The 16,587-nt window shown below is 44.3% G+C and carries 18 protein-coding genes and 1 riboswitch; all 18 genes read left to right on the forward strand.

All coding sequences use genetic code 11. The features are described from left to right. Window positions 1-152 precede the first annotated feature (152 nt). Window positions 153-354: riboswitch (cobalamin riboswitch) on the forward strand. A 130-nt stretch (window positions 355-484) separates the two neighbouring features. Beyond that, window positions 485-844, forward strand: a complete 360-nt coding sequence (locus tag QQL36_RS25760) for a (2Fe-2S) ferredoxin domain-containing protein (RefSeq protein ID WP_321567232.1) — start codon at window positions 485-487, stop codon at window positions 842-844. Between the two features lie 241 nt (window positions 845-1,085). Beyond that, window positions 1,086-1,886, forward strand: coding sequence for an NAD+ synthetase (locus tag QQL36_RS25765; RefSeq protein WP_083726405.1), 801 nt, complete (start codon window positions 1,086-1,088; stop codon window positions 1,884-1,886). Next, entirely contained in the window at window positions 1,873-2,712 is an 840-nt protein-coding gene (locus tag QQL36_RS25770; protein ID WP_321567233.1) for an SDR family oxidoreductase, read from the forward strand. The genes QQL36_RS25765 and QQL36_RS25770 overlap by 14 nt, the downstream gene beginning before the upstream one ends. Next, on the forward strand, window positions 2,709-3,629 hold the full coding sequence (locus tag QQL36_RS25775; protein ID WP_321567234.1) for a sirohydrochlorin chelatase: 921 nt from the start codon (window positions 2,709-2,711) through the stop codon (window positions 3,627-3,629). The genes QQL36_RS25770 and QQL36_RS25775 overlap by 4 nt, the downstream gene beginning before the upstream one ends. A gap of 3 nt (window positions 3,630-3,632) precedes the next feature. Further along, window positions 3,633-4,340 carry a precorrin-2 C(20)-methyltransferase gene (cobI, locus tag QQL36_RS25780; protein ID WP_321567235.1) on the forward strand — a complete coding sequence of 236 codons (708 nt, stop codon included), beginning with the start codon at window positions 3,633-3,635 and terminating at the stop codon, window positions 4,338-4,340. Next, window positions 4,337-5,686, forward strand: coding sequence for a precorrin-3B C(17)-methyltransferase (cobJ, locus tag QQL36_RS25785; RefSeq protein WP_083726397.1), 1,350 nt, complete (start codon window positions 4,337-4,339; stop codon window positions 5,684-5,686). Before cobI ends, cobJ begins: the two co-directional genes overlap by 4 nt. Next, a complete protein-coding gene (gene cbiE, locus QQL36_RS25790; protein ID WP_083726395.1) occupies window positions 5,679-6,866 on the forward strand; it encodes a precorrin-6y C5,15-methyltransferase (decarboxylating) subunit CbiE in 1,188 nt (395 codons plus the stop codon). The genes cobJ and cbiE overlap by 8 nt, the downstream gene beginning before the upstream one ends. A gap of 2 nt (window positions 6,867-6,868) precedes the next feature. Further along, window positions 6,869-8,689, forward strand: coding sequence for a precorrin-4 C(11)-methyltransferase (gene cobM / locus QQL36_RS25795; protein ID WP_321567236.1), 1,821 nt, complete (start codon window positions 6,869-6,871; stop codon window positions 8,687-8,689). 2 nt (window positions 8,690-8,691) lie between these two features. Continuing rightward, window positions 8,692-9,429, forward strand: coding sequence for a precorrin-6A/cobalt-precorrin-6A reductase (locus tag QQL36_RS25800; protein ID WP_083726391.1), 738 nt, complete (start codon window positions 8,692-8,694; stop codon window positions 9,427-9,429). After that, the gene (locus QQL36_RS25805) at window positions 9,420-10,475 is read left to right on the forward strand and encodes a cobalt-precorrin-5B (C(1))-methyltransferase (RefSeq protein ID WP_321567237.1); all 1,056 of its coding nucleotides are present in this window, start codon (window positions 9,420-9,422) and stop codon (window positions 10,473-10,475) included. Before QQL36_RS25800 ends, QQL36_RS25805 begins: the two co-directional genes overlap by 10 nt. 98 nt (window positions 10,476-10,573) lie before the next feature. Beyond that, window positions 10,574-11,269 carry a hypothetical protein gene (locus QQL36_RS25810; protein WP_083726387.1) on the forward strand — a complete coding sequence of 232 codons (696 nt, stop codon included), beginning with the start codon at window positions 10,574-10,576 and terminating at the stop codon, window positions 11,267-11,269. Next, a complete protein-coding gene (locus QQL36_RS25815; RefSeq protein WP_083726385.1) occupies window positions 11,266-12,189 on the forward strand; it encodes an ATP-binding protein in 924 nt (307 codons plus the stop codon). Before QQL36_RS25810 ends, QQL36_RS25815 begins: the two co-directional genes overlap by 4 nt. An 83-nt stretch (window positions 12,190-12,272) precedes the next feature. Next, window positions 12,273-12,872 carry a vWA domain-containing protein gene (locus QQL36_RS25820; protein WP_143708981.1) on the forward strand — a complete coding sequence of 200 codons (600 nt, stop codon included), beginning with the start codon at window positions 12,273-12,275 and terminating at the stop codon, window positions 12,870-12,872. Window positions 12,873-12,950: 78 nt separating this feature from the next. Further along, window positions 12,951-13,454 (forward strand): bifunctional adenosylcobinamide kinase/adenosylcobinamide-phosphate guanylyltransferase, encoded by a 504-nt coding sequence (locus QQL36_RS25825; protein WP_083726381.1) that lies wholly within the window; start codon window positions 12,951-12,953, stop codon window positions 13,452-13,454. Between the two features lie 147 nt (window positions 13,455-13,601). Continuing rightward, window positions 13,602-14,642 carry a nicotinate-nucleotide--dimethylbenzimidazole phosphoribosyltransferase gene (gene cobT, locus QQL36_RS25830; RefSeq protein WP_083726379.1) on the forward strand — a complete coding sequence of 347 codons (1,041 nt, stop codon included), beginning with the start codon at window positions 13,602-13,604 and terminating at the stop codon, window positions 14,640-14,642. Between the two features lies 1 nt (window position 14,643). Next, window positions 14,644-15,414 (forward strand): adenosylcobinamide-GDP ribazoletransferase, encoded by a 771-nt coding sequence (gene cobS, locus QQL36_RS25835; protein WP_321567238.1) that lies wholly within the window; start codon window positions 14,644-14,646, stop codon window positions 15,412-15,414. After that, window positions 15,396-15,911, forward strand: a complete 516-nt coding sequence (locus QQL36_RS25840) for a histidine phosphatase family protein (RefSeq protein WP_321567239.1) — start codon at window positions 15,396-15,398, stop codon at window positions 15,909-15,911. The genes cobS and QQL36_RS25840 overlap by 19 nt, the downstream gene beginning before the upstream one ends. Then, on the forward strand, window positions 15,908-16,486 hold the full coding sequence (locus QQL36_RS25845; protein ID WP_321567240.1) for a cob(I)yrinic acid a,c-diamide adenosyltransferase: 579 nt from the start codon (window positions 15,908-15,910) through the stop codon (window positions 16,484-16,486). Before QQL36_RS25840 ends, QQL36_RS25845 begins: the two co-directional genes overlap by 4 nt. The last annotated feature ends 101 nt before the right edge of the window (window positions 16,487-16,587 follow it).

A 16,587-nucleotide genomic window follows, 5' to 3' on the forward strand; every position in this document is an offset into this window, starting at 1 on the left:
TCTGAAACCTGGTATCAAAGACCAGTTTTTATCCCCTCCCCTAACGAATCTAAATCGTCCGCCAGCTCACTCTTCCCTTCACTATCCATATAGTTATACTTCATAAGGTGGGTTTATTGTCCTTAACTGCCGGAAAGTTAATTTTATTTACTACTTTTACCCCGGTTTATGGTTTTTATACGCCTCCCAGGCGGATAAAATTAAAAGGGAATCTGGTGTAAATCCAGAACAGTTCCCGCTGCTGTAAGTTCCATCAATCGCTTTTAACATCTGCAAAGCCACTGTTCCTACCGGAACGGGAAGGCGTTAAAAGTGGAACAAGTCAGAAGACCTGCCAAAAACTATAACTACTTATCCAATGCTTTCGGGAAAAAAGTACAGGGATTGCAAACAACATACACTGCGTTTGCTCTTGCCGCTTTTTCTCCTGTCTGCTTGTTTAATCGTTAACGGGTAATTAACTGCATTAAATGTTTTAAAAGGTATGGCTATTAAAGATCTGACCAAGGTTCAGAAGATGGTTTTTATTTGCAATGGTGGAACCTGTGCTAAAGGCGGTGCAGACGAAAACACTATAGCTTTGAGGGCACACCTCACCAAACATGGCATGGATGATGAAATTCATACTGTTCGCACTAAATGTATGGGTCAATGTACCAGCGGACCAATTATATTCATTCACCCCGAAGGTGCCTGGTATGGTGGCGTAAACCCTGAGATTGCACGTGATATTGCGACTCAGCATCTCTTACAAAACACTTTACTGAAACCACAACTTTGCTTCCCGGAACCAGATGCCTTGGTGTTACAGCCTGTAACGTTTAGCGCAGCGAAAGCAGAATAAACCACAGCATCGTCACCAACGAAAATGGTGAATATACCCTTGCCTACCTTGCTCCCGGAGAATACACATTGATCCATGCCCGGACTCATAAACAGAGAACCTGTTCAATACACAATAGGCTGAGGCATAGTTTTACGACGAATCAGGATTGAAAGGTGAGGCGGAACCTGTTTATGATTTTCACATCACACCAGGCATACCCTTGTTTATAAAAGGAAGTTTGCGCGTATATTTTTAAATTATGGGAACCGATATTTCAGGATTTATCGTATTGGCTGTCCTTGGCCTTCGCCACGGACTTGACCCGGACCACATTACAGTGATCGATGGTTATACTTACCGCCTCCACATGCACAAAAGTACATGGAGCAAATGGGTAGGTACCCTCTTTACATTTGGACATGGCATTATGGTCACCGCCATTGCATTATTCCTTTGTATACTGAAGAACAATTTCAATATCCCACCATTGCTGGATATCGTGGTTGAATGGACTGCCTCGCTGATGCTGTTCTTTATGGGTATTTCTAACCTTATCTATTTGAAGAGAGGTCAGGTACAAATGGCCGGTATCCGACAGAAATTAATCCCGAATGCATTCAACAAAAGCCTGAATCCGTTCACAGTAATACTCACAGGCATCATCTTCGGGTTCATCTTCGATACCTCTTCGCAGATTGCAGCCTTTGGTTATGCTGTAGCAGTATCAAACCAATGGATCTACGCAATCCTGGGTGGCGTAGTGTTCTCCCTGGGATTAATCCTCACAGGCACCTGCGATTCCATGTTGCTCAGCAAACTACTCAAGACCTTCGACCAGAAGAAGATCCAAAACCACCGGTTCAAATTAAATGTACTAATCACAATCATGTGTTTCGCAATTCCCATCTATAAAATACTCAGTACATGGAATACTTCCCTGGAATTGAGCGACACACAGAACAATATTGTGGGAATAATTTTCGTAAGTATCATCATTTCATTGTATGCTGATTTATATTTGAGGCACAAATTCAGTAAATCAGACAATGGAACAGAATGAGTATACAAAGAACAGATCCATCAGCATCTTAGGCTGTGGCTGGCTCGGCTTACCATTAGCCGAACTTTTTGTTCAGCAGGGATACCAGGTTAAGGGGTCTGTGACCAGTGAAGAAAAGCTGGAAACACTGTCTGAAAAAGGGGTACTCCCCTACCAGGTCACCATCACCGACCAGGCCATTGACTGTAATGACCTGCAGGCATTCCTGGATAGCGATATCCTGATCATCAATTTCCCACCCGGTCGCAGACCGGATATTACCACTTATCACCCTGCCCAGATTGCCCTACTGATTCAGGCAATTGAGGTAAGCCCTGTCAAACACGTGCTGTTTATCAGCTCCACCTCCGTATACCCTGACCTGAACAGGGAAATTACGGAAAAGGACATAGTACCCCCGACCAAAGGTAGCGGACAAGCCCTGTTGCAGGCAGAGAACCTGCTCCTTTCACAAACGAAATTTACCACTACTATACTTAGATTAGGAGGTTTGATCGGGTACGACCGTATGCCGGCGCACTTCCTGGCGGGCAAAAAAGATGTGGAAAACGGAGATGCCCCTATCAATGTGATCCACCAGGACGATTGCTTAGGACTGATCAGTGCGCTCATTGAACAGGAGGTTTGGGGAGATATTTTTCATGCTGCTGCCGATGAACACCCGACCCGCAAAGTTTACTATACATTGGCAGCTGAAAAAGCAGGGCTGGAAGTTCCTACCTTTGCCGAAGGCAAACCATTGTGTTTTAAGATTATCAATTCTGATAAGATCAAGCACCGCCTGCGTTATACATTCAAACATCCTAACCCACTGGCATTATTATGAAAGGGATATTAATATGCGGACATGGCAGCAGGGACCCGGAAGGAGTACGGGGATTTAAAGAGCTGGTCGCTTTGCTTAAAGAGCGATACCCGGACTATATGGTCGATTATGGCTTCCTGGAATTTTCACATCCCGTATATGCAGCGGCGGTAGAACGCATGTATCTGGCAGGAGTGCGCGAAATCCTGGCAATTCCGGCTATTCTCTTTGCCGGCGCGCATGCCAAGAATGATATTCCTTATGAGATGAATACCCTGCAAAGCCAGTATGAAGGATTGACGATACGGCTAGGCAGGCATATAGGCATTACGCCGTCTATTTTAAAACTCGCACAGAAACTTATACGGGAAGCAGGTGGTACGGGAGATCTTTCTGATACCTGTCTGCTTGTAGTTGGCAGAGGAACTTCCGATCCGGATGCGAATGCTGATGTGGCGAAAATGACCCGGATGCTGTGGGAAGGAATGGGATTTGGCTTTGCAACGACGGCCTATATCGGAGTGACAAAGCCTTTGCTGCAGGAAGCCTTGCCCCTGGTGAATCTCTTGCCCTATAAGAGGATCATCGCGGTCCCGGTATTTTTGTTTACAGGCGTGTTATTGAAAAAGATATATACGCAGCTGGACGAATACAAAGCACAGACTGATAAAACAATACTATATACTTCCGGTTTCGAATGTGATGACCTATTATTAGAGACGATCGATGAACGGATCAGAGAGGTAGAAGTTGGAAGACCAGAGATGAATTGCCAGCTTTGTAAGTATAGAACTCAGATAATTGGATTTGAGGAGGAGGTGGGCAAAGAGCAGGTGGGGCACCATCTGGCTGTGAAAGGGATCTTGTTTGAAGAGGATGAGAAGATTGAATCGGGGAATAAGGTGATCAGCAAATTTAAAAAGATATTGGGGATCTGAGTTATGGCAAAACAAGGTAAAATTTATGGTGTATCTCTTGGCCCCGGCGATCCTTTATTGATAACCGTTAAGGGCCTGCAGGTTTTGCAGCAGGTAGATAGAATTTATTATCCGGGCTCTTTGCTCGAGGATGGCAGTACCATCAGTTACTCACTGGGAATATTGCAATATCATCAACTGGATGAGAGCAAATTCAGGGGCATGTTCCTGAAAATGAGTAACGACAGAAGCGAGGTAGCAGGCACATATGCAAATACGTTCCTGCAGATGTGGGAGGACTACCAGATGGGATTACAGGCAGCGTTTGTCAGCGAAGGGGATATTTCCTTTTACAGCACATTTGCTTACCTGATGGAACATATTCAGCAATATAAGTTGGATGTGGAGATCATTGCAGGAGTACCTTCTTTCCTGAATGGAGCGGCAGCTCACCAATTTCCATTAGGTGTACTGAATGAGAAGATAGCCATTTTGCCACGCATGCAGGATGCTAAACAATTGGATCATTTATTAGATTCTTTTGATACAGTAGTACTGATTAAAGTGCGGAGTGTGATCAAAACATTGTTGCCGGTGATGCACAACAGGGCATTGCGGATGATGTATTGCGAAAGACTGGGTACACCGGATCAGTTTATCACAACAGATATACAGGCTATTAAAGAGAGAGAACTGCCCTATTTTTCGCTGATTATTCTAAAGAAATTATGAGATTAAGTGTAGTGGGCATAGGTCCCGGCGGCGCTGATTACATTTTGCCAGTCGCACAACAGGTATTATCAGATGCAGATATCGTGATTGGATATAGTTACTATTTCCAGTTCATCAGTCATTTACTAAAACCCACCTGCGAATGTATTGGCAAAGACCTCACTGAAGAAGAAGCACGTGCAGTACTGGCAGTAGATAGCTGTGCCCCCGGTAAGCATATAGTCGTGATCAGCTCTGGTGATGCAGGGATTTATGCTATGGCATCGCTGGTATACCAGTACGCAGGCAAACACCCGGAAAAAGAGATTGCATTACAGACTATTCCGGGTATCAGTGCATTCATAGCCGCTGCAGGTAAACTAGGCGCCCCACTGGGCCATGATTTCTGCTGCATTTCCCTATCAGATTTAATGACACCATGGACCACCATAGAGCAACGTATCAAAGCTGCGGCCTTTGGTGACTTCGTCACCTCATTATATAATCCAAGAAGCAAAAAACGCTTCTGGCAACTGGAACGCTTTAAAGAGATCTTTTTAGAACATCGTTCGCCGGATACACCTGTGGCAATTATACGCCAGGTAACACGCCCGGAAGAAAACATCCTCATTACCACACTAAAAGAACTACCTGTAGCAGCTGTAGATATGTTCTCGCTGGTGATGGTGGGTAATTCCCAGACATACCAGTTCAAAAACTTCTTAGTTACGCCACGTGGTTATTTAGATAGAAAGCCACAGAGCGGACAGGAGATCCAGGACGAAAGTTTCAGACAGATCGCCGCACAAATGCAACGTACTGATTTATCACCTGCCGATAAGTGGGCGGTAATGCGTTGTATACACACAACGGCTGATTTCGAATATGAAGATTTATATCATTCTAACGATAATGCCATTGACCGCTGGCAGGAATACCTGCAACAAGGCGGTACAATTGTAACGGATGTGACAATGGTGCAATCTGGTATTACCCGTTCTTTTCTGGAGAAATATCAGTCTCAGGTACATTGTTATTTAAATGCAGAAGGCGTACTTGAACTCGCGGCACAGAAAGGTTTGACAAGAAGCCAGGCCGGGATGCGGCTGGCGATAGAGAAGCACCCGGAGGCATTGTTTGTAGTAGGAAATGCACCGACGGCTTTGTTTGAGTTATGTGATCATTTGGGAAATGCGGGCTTTAAACCTGCAGGCATCATTGGTGCACCGGTAGGTTTTGTGAATGTGGTGGAGTCAAAATTGAAATTGCAGGCGATGAAGCATATACCTTATGTGATAATAAAAGGTCGCAAGGGAGGTAGTAATGTGGCAGCAAGTATCGTAAATGCAGCATTCTCTTATGAATAAATACGTGGTCATAGGTATTTCAGATCAAGCACACTTCACCTTACCAGATGAAGTGCAGACCCTATTACCACAACACCGGTATTTTTCGGGAGGCAAACGACACCATGAACGGATACAGCAATACCTGCCTGAGAAATATGAATGGATCAATATTACAGGTGACGTTCCCGGCTTGATACAACAGTTTCGCCAGCTGGATGGCACTATAGTGATCTTTGCTTCAGGCGATCCTTTATTTTATGGATTTGCAAATAGCATCCGGAAGTATGATCCACTGGCAGCTATGAAGGTCTATCCTTATTTTAACAGCCTACAGTTATTATGTCAGAAATGCAATATCGCTTATGCCGGAATGTATAACACATCTGTTCACGGGCGTGGATGGGATGAATTGGATACAGCACTGATCAAAAGAGAAAAGCTGATCGGAGTATTGACAGATGGAGTAAAAACACCTGGTGCTATAGCAAAAAGACTTTTATCATTTGGGTATAACAACTACACAATGATAATAGGTGAAGGGTTGGAAGGTGTGGAGGAAAAAATCACAAGACACTCATTATCAGAAGCCACAAACAGTTTATTTCACACCTTGAATTGTGTATTATTAATACAATCTACGCCACGCAAAAAATATTCAGGCATACCAGATGCATTATTCGAAGGACTACCGAACAGGCCAAACATGATCACCAAGATGCCGATAAGGCTATTGAGTTTGACCCAACTGGATTTGTTTCAGCGAAGTGTATTATGGGATATCGGTTTTTGTACCGGCTCAGTAGCCATTGAAGCAAAGAATAATTTCCCTCATTTACAGGTAGTCGCTTTTGAAAAGAGAGAAGAATGTGATGCATTGCTGGATATAAATGCCTGCAAATTTGGAGTACCTGGAATCATAAAGGTGATGGGTGATATTTTCGAGCAGGACTTATCTGTCTATCCCCTACCCGATGCGATATTTATTGGAGGCCATGGAAATAGGTTAGACACTTTAATCCATCGCTTGCATTTGCATATACAAAAAGGCGCCCGCATTGTCATGAATGCGGTCAAACCCGACAGCAGGGAGCAATTTACGCAGGCCATAACGACCTTAGGCTATCACCTGCATCCCCCTGTAGATATTACAATTGACGATCATAATCCGATTACTGTCCTCACGGCAGAAAAAATATAAACATGAACAAAACAGCGATCATAGCCAGTACAGACAGAGGCGTGGAATTAGGTTTGCGCATCAGACAGGAATTTCCTCATGCTGTAGTGGTAAGTACGCGCACACATGAGCAGATAACCTCCATCCCTGCTATTGCAGATTTCTTACAGACCAATTACGACAACTTCGACACCCTGGTATTCATTGGCGCATTAGGTATTTGTGTAAGAAGTATTGCACCCTATTTACAGAACAAACATACAGACCCTGCAGTCATCAATATGGACGACCATGGGTATTATGTGCAGGCAGTAGTATCCGGGCATGAAGGTGGCGCAAATGCATTAGCCACGAAACTCGCACTTGCTACGGCAGGACAGGCCGTGATCACGACCAGTAGTGACCTGCAACAGTTATGGGCACTGGATACATTGGCCGCGCAGTTTAATTGGAAAGCAACTCCAAATAATGCATTGATTGCTTTATTTGTCAATAACAAACCCACAGCAGTTTTATTAGATATTAAAGATAAAGGCACACAGTATCTGGAAAGAACAAAGCCGGCCTTTGCCAATATTTATTACGCTTTTGAGGAGATCGACTTTTCGAAATATGAATTACTGATTGCAGTAACTTATAAAAACTATGAGGCCCCCATTCCGGTATTTCACTACCATGTCCCCGTATTGAATATAGGTATGGGATGTTCAAGAGATATTGAAACTGACCTGCTGGAAGCTTCACTCCATGAGCAGTTTCAGATACAGGGACTGGCTTTATCCGCTTTAAAAGCAATCGGCTCTATTGATATCAAAGGAGACGAAACTGCTTTCATCGCCTTAGCACAAACATTAAGTGTACCCTTTATCACCTTTACTGCGGATGAATTAAATACACAGGTAGTTCCAAATGCATCTGAAGTAGTTCTGTCTAAATTAGGCGTGCACAGTGTATCTGAAGCTGCTGCCATGTTGCTCTCCGGTAATACCGGTTTATTTCTCGAAAAGCAAAAGATAACAGTAGCCTCCGGCAAAAAACATACACTGGCTATTGCCATTGATAAAAGTGCAGTGCGCAAAGCAGAGGTGGTGATCGTAGGTGCAGGACCGGGAGATGCTGAATTGATCAGTATCAAAGGAAAACAGTTATTAGAGACTGCGGACCTGATCTTATATGCAGGTAGCCTGGTTCCGGAAGAACTCACCCATTATGCGAAAACAGGCGCAGTGGTACGTAACTCCGCTAGCATGACGCTGGAAGATCAAATCAGTCTCATGGAAACACATTATGCGAAAGGACATCTGATCGTACGTTTACAATCCGGCGATCCTTCCATATATGGCGCGATACAGGAGCAGATGACCATCTTTGATGAGAAAGGCATGGACTACTCCATCGTACCGGGTATCTCTTCGTTCCAGGCGGCAGCAGCTTATCTGAAATCTGAGTTTACCATCCCGGAAGTCGTGCAAAGCATCATCTTAACACGCGGTGCCGGCAAAACCCCATTACCGGAAAATGAGAAACTGAATGAGATGGCAAAGCATAAAGCGACCATGTGTATCTTCCTGAGTGCGACTATTGCTAAATCAGTACAGGCACAACTACTGGAACATTACGCACCTGAAACACCGGTGGCAGTTTTGTACAGAGTAACATGGAAAGACGAAGCAGTATTTACCGGTCAGTTAAAAGATCTTGCCCAGATTATCAGGGATAATAAACTGACCCTCACTACCCTGGTCATTGTTGGTGATGCAATTGGTGCAAGAAAAAACAGGTCACATTTATATAGTCCTGAATGGAAACACACATTCAGAACAGGTAAAACATTAAAAGTATAATCATGATACTTGTATTTGGTGGAACGACAGAAGGAAGAAAAACGATGGCCCTGCTGGAACAGGCAGGCTTACCCTATTGCTATTCCACCAAATCGGAACTCGAAATACCATCGCAGACCTATGGTACATACAGGCATGGCGCGCTCACCCCTGCTGCATTACAGGCTTTCTGTAAAGAACAAAGTGTACGGGTAATAGTACATGCCAGTCATCCGTTTGCAACTGTATTACACCAGACAATTGCGGAAGCAGGCTTGCCTGTTCTACGCTTTGAAAGAGAATATCCGGCGCGTACAGTACATCCGCTGGTGCATTATTTTGATAGTTATAATGCAGCAATGGACTACCTGTCCATACATCCTGTAAAAAAACTATTAGCATTGACAGGTGTACAGACAATCAGTCAACTATACAGATATTGGCAGCATAATGAAACACTCTTCAGGATCCTGCCAAGGAATAGTTCACTGGAACAGGCCTTGGCAGCAGGTTTTCCGAAAGAAAACCTGATCATGGAAATGCCGGGCAATGAAGCGGCACTGATTGCTTTTCACAATATTACAGGTATACTGACAAAAGAAAGTGGAGAATCAGGTTTATTATCTGTCAAGATCAATGAAGCACTGGCAGCTAATATTCCCATTTTTATCATTTCCAGACCTGTTATGCCGGCAGGCTTTATATCCGTAAATGAGGATGATTTATTGGATCATTTAAAAGTCTATGGAGCATGTCTCTAAGAACAGGATATACCACCGGCGCCTGTGCGACTGCCTGTACCAAGGCAGCCCTTACAGCGCTGTTGACTCAGACACCTGTTGAAGAAATTGAGATCACATTGCCACTGGGTCAAAAGGTATTATTCAAAGTAACCTGTTCTTTTAACAACCTGAATGCAACCTGCACCACGATCAAAGACGGTGGCGATGATCCGGATGCAACACATGGAGCTACCATCGGAAGCAGGGTTTCATTAAATACAGGTGACGATATCGTTTTTCTAAGAGGCGAAGGTGTAGGTGTAGTCACATTACCCGGTCTGGCCATCGGTGTTGGCGAGCCTGCGATCAATCCCGTTCCAAGAAAAATGATGCAGGATGCCGTGAATTTTATCCGGCATCAGTACCAGCTCACACAAGGCGTTGACATACAGGTATTCGTGGTGAATGGAGAAGAGATCGCAAAGAAGACGTTGAATGCACGTATCGGTATTATTGGCGGTATATCTATATTAGGTACCACGGGAATTGTAAAACCATTCAGTGCCTCCGCTTATATCGCCAGTATTACCCAGGGCATCGATGTATCAATTGCCAATGGTTGCGATACCGTAGTGATCAATTCAGGAGGTCGCTCTGAAAATATATTAAGAAAGCGCTTCGCGCATCTGCCTGAGTTTGCCTTTGTGCAATATGGTAACTGGATTGGTGAAACATTGAATAAAATAAAAACCACGCCCCTTCGGAAAGTGAAGATGGGGATTATGCTTGGTAAGGCCTGTAAACTGGCACAGGGAGAGCTAGACACACATAGTGGTAAATCCAGCTGGGATAAACAATTCATAAATGAATTGGCTATGGGGTGCGGGTATCCTCCGGAACAATGTCAGCCTATTCTGGATCTGAACCTGGCACGGAGACTAACAGAATTGTTTCCTTTTAATGCGGAAGAACCTTTCTACAAAGCATTGGCAGAACACTGCTATGCGGTATGTAAAGCGATCATCCCTGCCGTAAGACTGGAAATATTATTGATTGATGCGAATGATAATATAATTAGCTGGTAGTGATGGTTGGATTTATTATTGATTGATGCGAATGACAATATAATTAGCTGCTAGCGAGGTTTGGAAATACTATTGATTGATGCGAATGATAATATAATATGATTGGATTTTTATTAACAGATTCTATTTTATTAGGAGTACAACATTCTTTTGAACCGGACCATATGGCCGCCGTTTCAGTATTAGCATCTGAAAAAGCGAACAACAAACTAAGTCTCCGCAAACTCATCTGGCGATCTTCCCAATGGGCATTAGGACACTCGGTTTCTTTGATCCTCTTCAGCTTTTTTGCTTTATTACTGAAATCGGCTTTGCCCGTAAATATATCCGGCTATGCAGAAATGGCGGTAGGCCCCGTCATGATATGGCTGGGAATTTCCGCCATCCGCCGCAACCACCAGTTAAAGAAACTGATGGCTACCCACAAGGAATTTGCAGAACACGACCACCTGAACAATGCCCTGCATATTCATGGTAAACAAGGGAAGGAGATCGCCATGAATCCCCTGAGCCGTAGCTTTTGGGTAGGCATGCTACATGGCCTTGCAGGTACAGGTGGCGCCTGTGCCATCGCCCTCATCCTGGCATCAAAAGATGCAGGTACGGCCATGTGGATCATCGTATTGCAAAGTTTGGGAATCGTTATTGCCATGACCACCTATAGTTGTGTACTGGCATTTTCCGTATCCCGTTTTATTGAAAGAAATCAGGTGGCGTTCAAATCAATGAATGCGATCGTCGGCCTCTTCTCGATTGGAGTAGGCTGTGTATGGGTATATAATTGTTTTGTATGATCACGTATCCTTTTACTGCTATCTGCGGACAGGAAGATTTTAAACTGGCGCTGACACTGTGTATGATCGATCCCGGATTGGGAGGCGTACTCGCACTGGGTGACAAAGGCACTGGTAAAACCACCACTGTAAGAGGGCTAAGCCATCTCCTGCAGGATGTTCCTTTTGTAAACCTGCCAATAGGTGCAACAGAAGATCGTGTACTGGGCACCGTAAAACTGGATGTACTCCTGAACGAAAAGCGGCTGGAAATACAACCCGGTTTGCTGGCAGCAGCACATCATGGAATACTCTATATAGACGAAGTGAACCTCCTGAGTGATTATCTCATGGATGTATTACTGGATGCTGCGGCAAGCGGTGGCTATTATCTGGAAAGAGATACCATCTCTCAGTGGATGGAAAGCCGCTTTTGCCTGGTAGGCACCATGAACCCGGAAGAAGGGAATCTTCGTCCACAGTTGTTAGATCGGTTTGGACTGAGTGTACATATCAGTACACCTACAGATAAAGCATTGCGCATGGAAATTGTACAACGCAGGGTAGCTTTTGATACAGACGCAGCAAAGTTTGTTAAAGAATATTGTGAACATGAAAAGATGCTTGAAGCGCAGATCGTAGCCGCTCAGAATTTTTTACCCGCTGTTGCGATTCCAACAAAGATCTATGATGTAGTAACTGACCTTTGTATCCAGCACCAGGTGGAAGGGATGCGTGCAGATATATTATTGATGAAAGCAGCCAGGGCACATGCCGCGTTTCATGGACAAAATACAATAAGAGAAGATGATGTGCGTGTAGTACAAAACTTTGTCCTCTCCCATCGTTCACGTCAAACACCGCCCTCTCAAAGCTCTTCCCGCGAAAGTAAGCCTTCGGGCGATAAGGAGGGTGAGCCGAAAAAGGTCAGAACGATTTAAATAATTACCTTTTACAGGCAGCTGGCACTGAAAAGAGGTTGAACCTCAAAAGCGGTCCGAAAGGCCGTAAAAGAGGCCTGCCAATGCCTGTAATGTCCACTCCGGTCATCGGCAATGATCATCGAACACGCGATCTGCTAGGCACAGTGAAAAATTACTTACTCACTGGCCAACCTGAAATAATATACCAGCGTAAAGCTTCCAAAGCCGCCCTGTCCTTGCTATTTTTGATTGACAGCAGCGGCTCCATGATCAAAGACAGGCAGATCGCTTATATCAAAGGAGTCATTGCTCAAACCATTGCGCAGCATCAACACAAACGGCTGCGATATGGCGCAGTAGCCCTTACACAGGGCGATGCACAACTGGTATCACATTATACAACAGACACGACCAGTTTTATCGAAAGTATCGCCCAATTACGGTCAGGCGGCAAAACCAATCTGAAAGCAGGGTTACAACTAATACAACAAATGAAAACATCCGATAAGACACAACTTTACATCTTCACAGATGGAAAGATCAATACCGGCGGAAGTTTGCAGGAATCGGCCCTGTATTTCAAACAACACCTCCGGACTTTATCGGCAACCACTGTTGTCAATATTGAAAGCGGTTTTGTGAAACTGGGTAAGGCTGCTGAACTGGCAAAAGGTATCGGTGCTACTTACTTAAACTTATAAGAAGTGGTCCATTTTCAAACTGGCAGAATGCATGAACTGGCAAAAGGTATCAGTACTACTTACTTAAACTTATAACAGATGATCCATTACATTTCTGGCGGACAAAGGTCCGGCAAAACAAAATTTGCTATGCAGACTGCCTCGCAGCTGTCCCCAAACCCTGTTTACCTGGCCACCAGCCGCATCTGGGATACAGAACACCAGGCAAGGATTGAGCTGCATAAACAGGAACGGGATCATCAATGGGAAAATATAGAAGAAGAAAAAGAAGTAAGTAAACTATCACTGCCCAACAGAACCGTGGTTTTTGACTGCGTCACCCTGTGGCTGACCAACTTCTTCACCGATGCACATTATAACATAGACATCGCACTAAGAGAGGCCAAAGCAGAATTTGACCTATTTGCTGCACAGGAATTTAATCTCATCATCATATCCAACGAAATCGGTATGGGCGTTCACGCAGAGACTGAAATCGGCAGGAAGTTCGTTGACCTGCAGGGATGGATGAATCAATATATCGCACAAAAAGCGGATAAGGCAACTCTGATGGTATCAGGACTACCTATTACAGTTAAATAAAACTGGCAACCCTGATAATATCAGAACCACCTTCACAGTAACAAAACTGCCAAGGCAACCCTGATAATATCAGAACTACCACCTCAGTAAAAAAACCGAAAAGGCAACCCTGACAATATCAGAACTACCCATTATAATTAATCAGACATGACCGAATTTAACATTACACCACTTGACCGCAGCCTTGACGCTGCCCTCACCGAAAAGATCAATTTAAAAACCAAACCATTAGGCTCCTTAGGCAAACTTGAAAAACTCGCCTTACAGATAGGGAAAATTCAAAACACCCTCTCGCCAACATTAACAAAACCTACCATCGTTGTATTCGCAGGTGACCATGGCATTGCAAAAGAAGGCGTAAGCCCATATCCCCAGGAAGTAACCTGGCAGATGGTATACAACTTCCTGCAGGGTGGAGCAGGTATCAATGTATTTGCCCGCCAGCACCAGATCGCCATCAAAGTAGTTGATGCCGGTGTGAATTATACATTTCCCCCCCATCCTGCCCTGATTGACTTAAAGGTAGCACCAGGTACACAAAGCTATCTCCATGCACCTGCTATGAGTGTAGAAGAATGTAACACCGCGATTAGCCGTGCGGCATCACTGGTAGCGCAATTACATGCGGAAGGTTGTAATGTAATCGGATTTGGAGAAATGGGTATCGGCAATACTTCTGCTGCAGCATTGCTGATGAGTCTTTTATGTAACCTGCCACTGGAACAATGCATAGGCAGAGGTACAGGTCTGGATGATAAAGGATTAGAAAAGAAGAAAACAATCCTGGGCGAAGCTCTGCGTACACAAACACCGGCTGACAAATCTCCGCTGGAAATATTAAGAACCTTTGGTGGCTTCGAAGTAGCCATGATCTGCGGTGCCATGCTGAAAGCCGCTGAATTGAAAATGGTTGTTCTGATAGATGGCTTTATTACAACAGCCGCCTTGCTGGTAGCAGCTGCATTACATCCTGCAATATTGGATTATTGTGTATTTGCACATCAATCAAACGAACAGGGACATCAGCAATTATTAACTTATTTAAAAGCAGATCCGTTGTTGCAACTGGGTATGCGTTTGGGTGAAGGCACCGGTGCAGCTGTAGCATATCCTCTGGTACAGTCAGCCGTAGCATTCCTGAATGAAATGGCCAGCTTTGCATCTGCGGGTGTAACAAATAAAGACTAACATGATCAAAAGGGAGATCCTGTACTTCAGGGCCGCTTTAATGTTTTTCACCCGTCTGCCGGCGGGACATAACATCACCGTCGGGCTACAAAGTGCCGCCAGGTATTTGCCACTGATAGGAATACTGGTAGGTGCAACTGGCGCCACTGTATATTATCTGGGGCATTTGCTATTCAAAGATCCGTATGTAGCATCTGTACTCTCGATTGTAGCCACGATACTGATGACAGGTGGCTTTCATGAAGACGGACTGGCAGATGTGGCTGATGGCTTCGGAGGTGGCTGGACAAAAGAAAAGATCCTGGAGATTATGAAGGATCCCCGAACAGGAGCTTATGGTGTGATGGCGCTGGTATGTAGTATTGGATTAAAAATATTCGTACTCGCGAAGCTAGGGACGTTGCTGCCAGATCAGTTCTTTTTGATCTATGTATGTGGGCATACAATCAGCAGGGTAACACCGTTGTTTCTGATGCGTTTTTTGGAGTATGCCCGCCTGGATGGAACCAGTAAGGTTGGTGTAGTGATCACCCCGGTCAGTATCGGCGCTTTGGTATTTGCGACAGTTATCGGATTCGTACCACTGGCTATACTCGGTGTGGAAGCTGCATGGATCAGTGTAATATCTTGTGCTACGATGACATTATATTTAGGATGGTATTTCCAGAAGTGGATAGATGGGTATACAGGCGATTGCCTGGGTGCTACTCAACAATTGAATGAGCTTATTTTTTACCTGTGTTTACTTGCAATATGGAATTATGCTTTGTAAGACATGTACAGCCGGCGATTGAAGCTGGAATTTGTTATGGGCAGCTGGATGTACCTTTGCCGGCAGGATATGAAACACTGCATAATGAGATCATCGCTGGCCTGGGTCGTTTCGACAAAATATATACCAGTCCTTTACAAAGATGTCAGTTATTAGCTCAAACCCTTTCAGCAAACTTTGTCTCGGATGAACGACTGATGGAATTGAATTTTGGTGAATGGGAAGGAATAAAATGGGATGAAATTGATCGTAAATTGATGGATCACTGGGGAGCTAATTACATAACTTCAGGCCCTCCGGGAGGCGAATCATTACAACAACTGGTAGCAAGACTAGATGCTTTTTTAAAAACAATTCCCTTCGCGGATCGCATCGTTATTGTAACCCATGCAGGCGTAATCCGTGCAGCACGACATCTGCTGGAAGCCCGGCCACTGAACAAAATCATGTCAGAAAAAATTAATTACGGAGGAATCTATACATTCAACTTATTATGAAGATCTATACAAAAAAAGGAGACCAGGGTACAACCGCCTTATTCGGCGGAAGCCGTGTAGATAAAGACGATGTAAGAGTAGAAAGCTATGGTACATTGGATGAAGTAAATTCTACCATCGGCCTGTTAAGAGCCAAACTGGGACCAGAACACGAATGGCAACCCCGCTTACATAAGATCCAGAAAGACATGATGAACATGATGTCGCATCTGGCCCGTCCATCTGACTGTAAAAAGGAAAACCCGAATCCAAAGCCGGAAGACGGTGCAGCCTTTTGTGAAGAATGGATTGATGAACTGGAAGCTGCCATGACATCAAAATCTGATTACTTCTTACTACCAGGTGGCAATGAGATTTCTGCTTTGTGCCATGTAGTAAGAACACAATTGAGAAGAGGCGAAAGACGACTGGTATCGCTGATGAAAGTAGATACCATTGAAGATTATATACCCGCGTATGTAAACAGACTATCTGATCTGTTCTTCATTCTCGCAAGAGCAGAGATGGACAAGACAGGGGTAGCTGAGGAAAAATGGCAGCTGTTTCTTTACAAAAGAAAGAAACAGCCGGAATGATTGTTGCCTTCATCTCGCTAAAGCAAAGATGTACAAGCCTGTAATGCTCTACGCCCTGACGTCACAAAAGTAAAGCTGTACAAGGCATAATGATTTATGCC

It is taken from the genome of Chitinophaga sp. LS1 (genome assembly GCF_034274695.1).
GTDB lineage: Bacteria > Bacteroidota > Bacteroidia > Chitinophagales > Chitinophagaceae > Chitinophaga.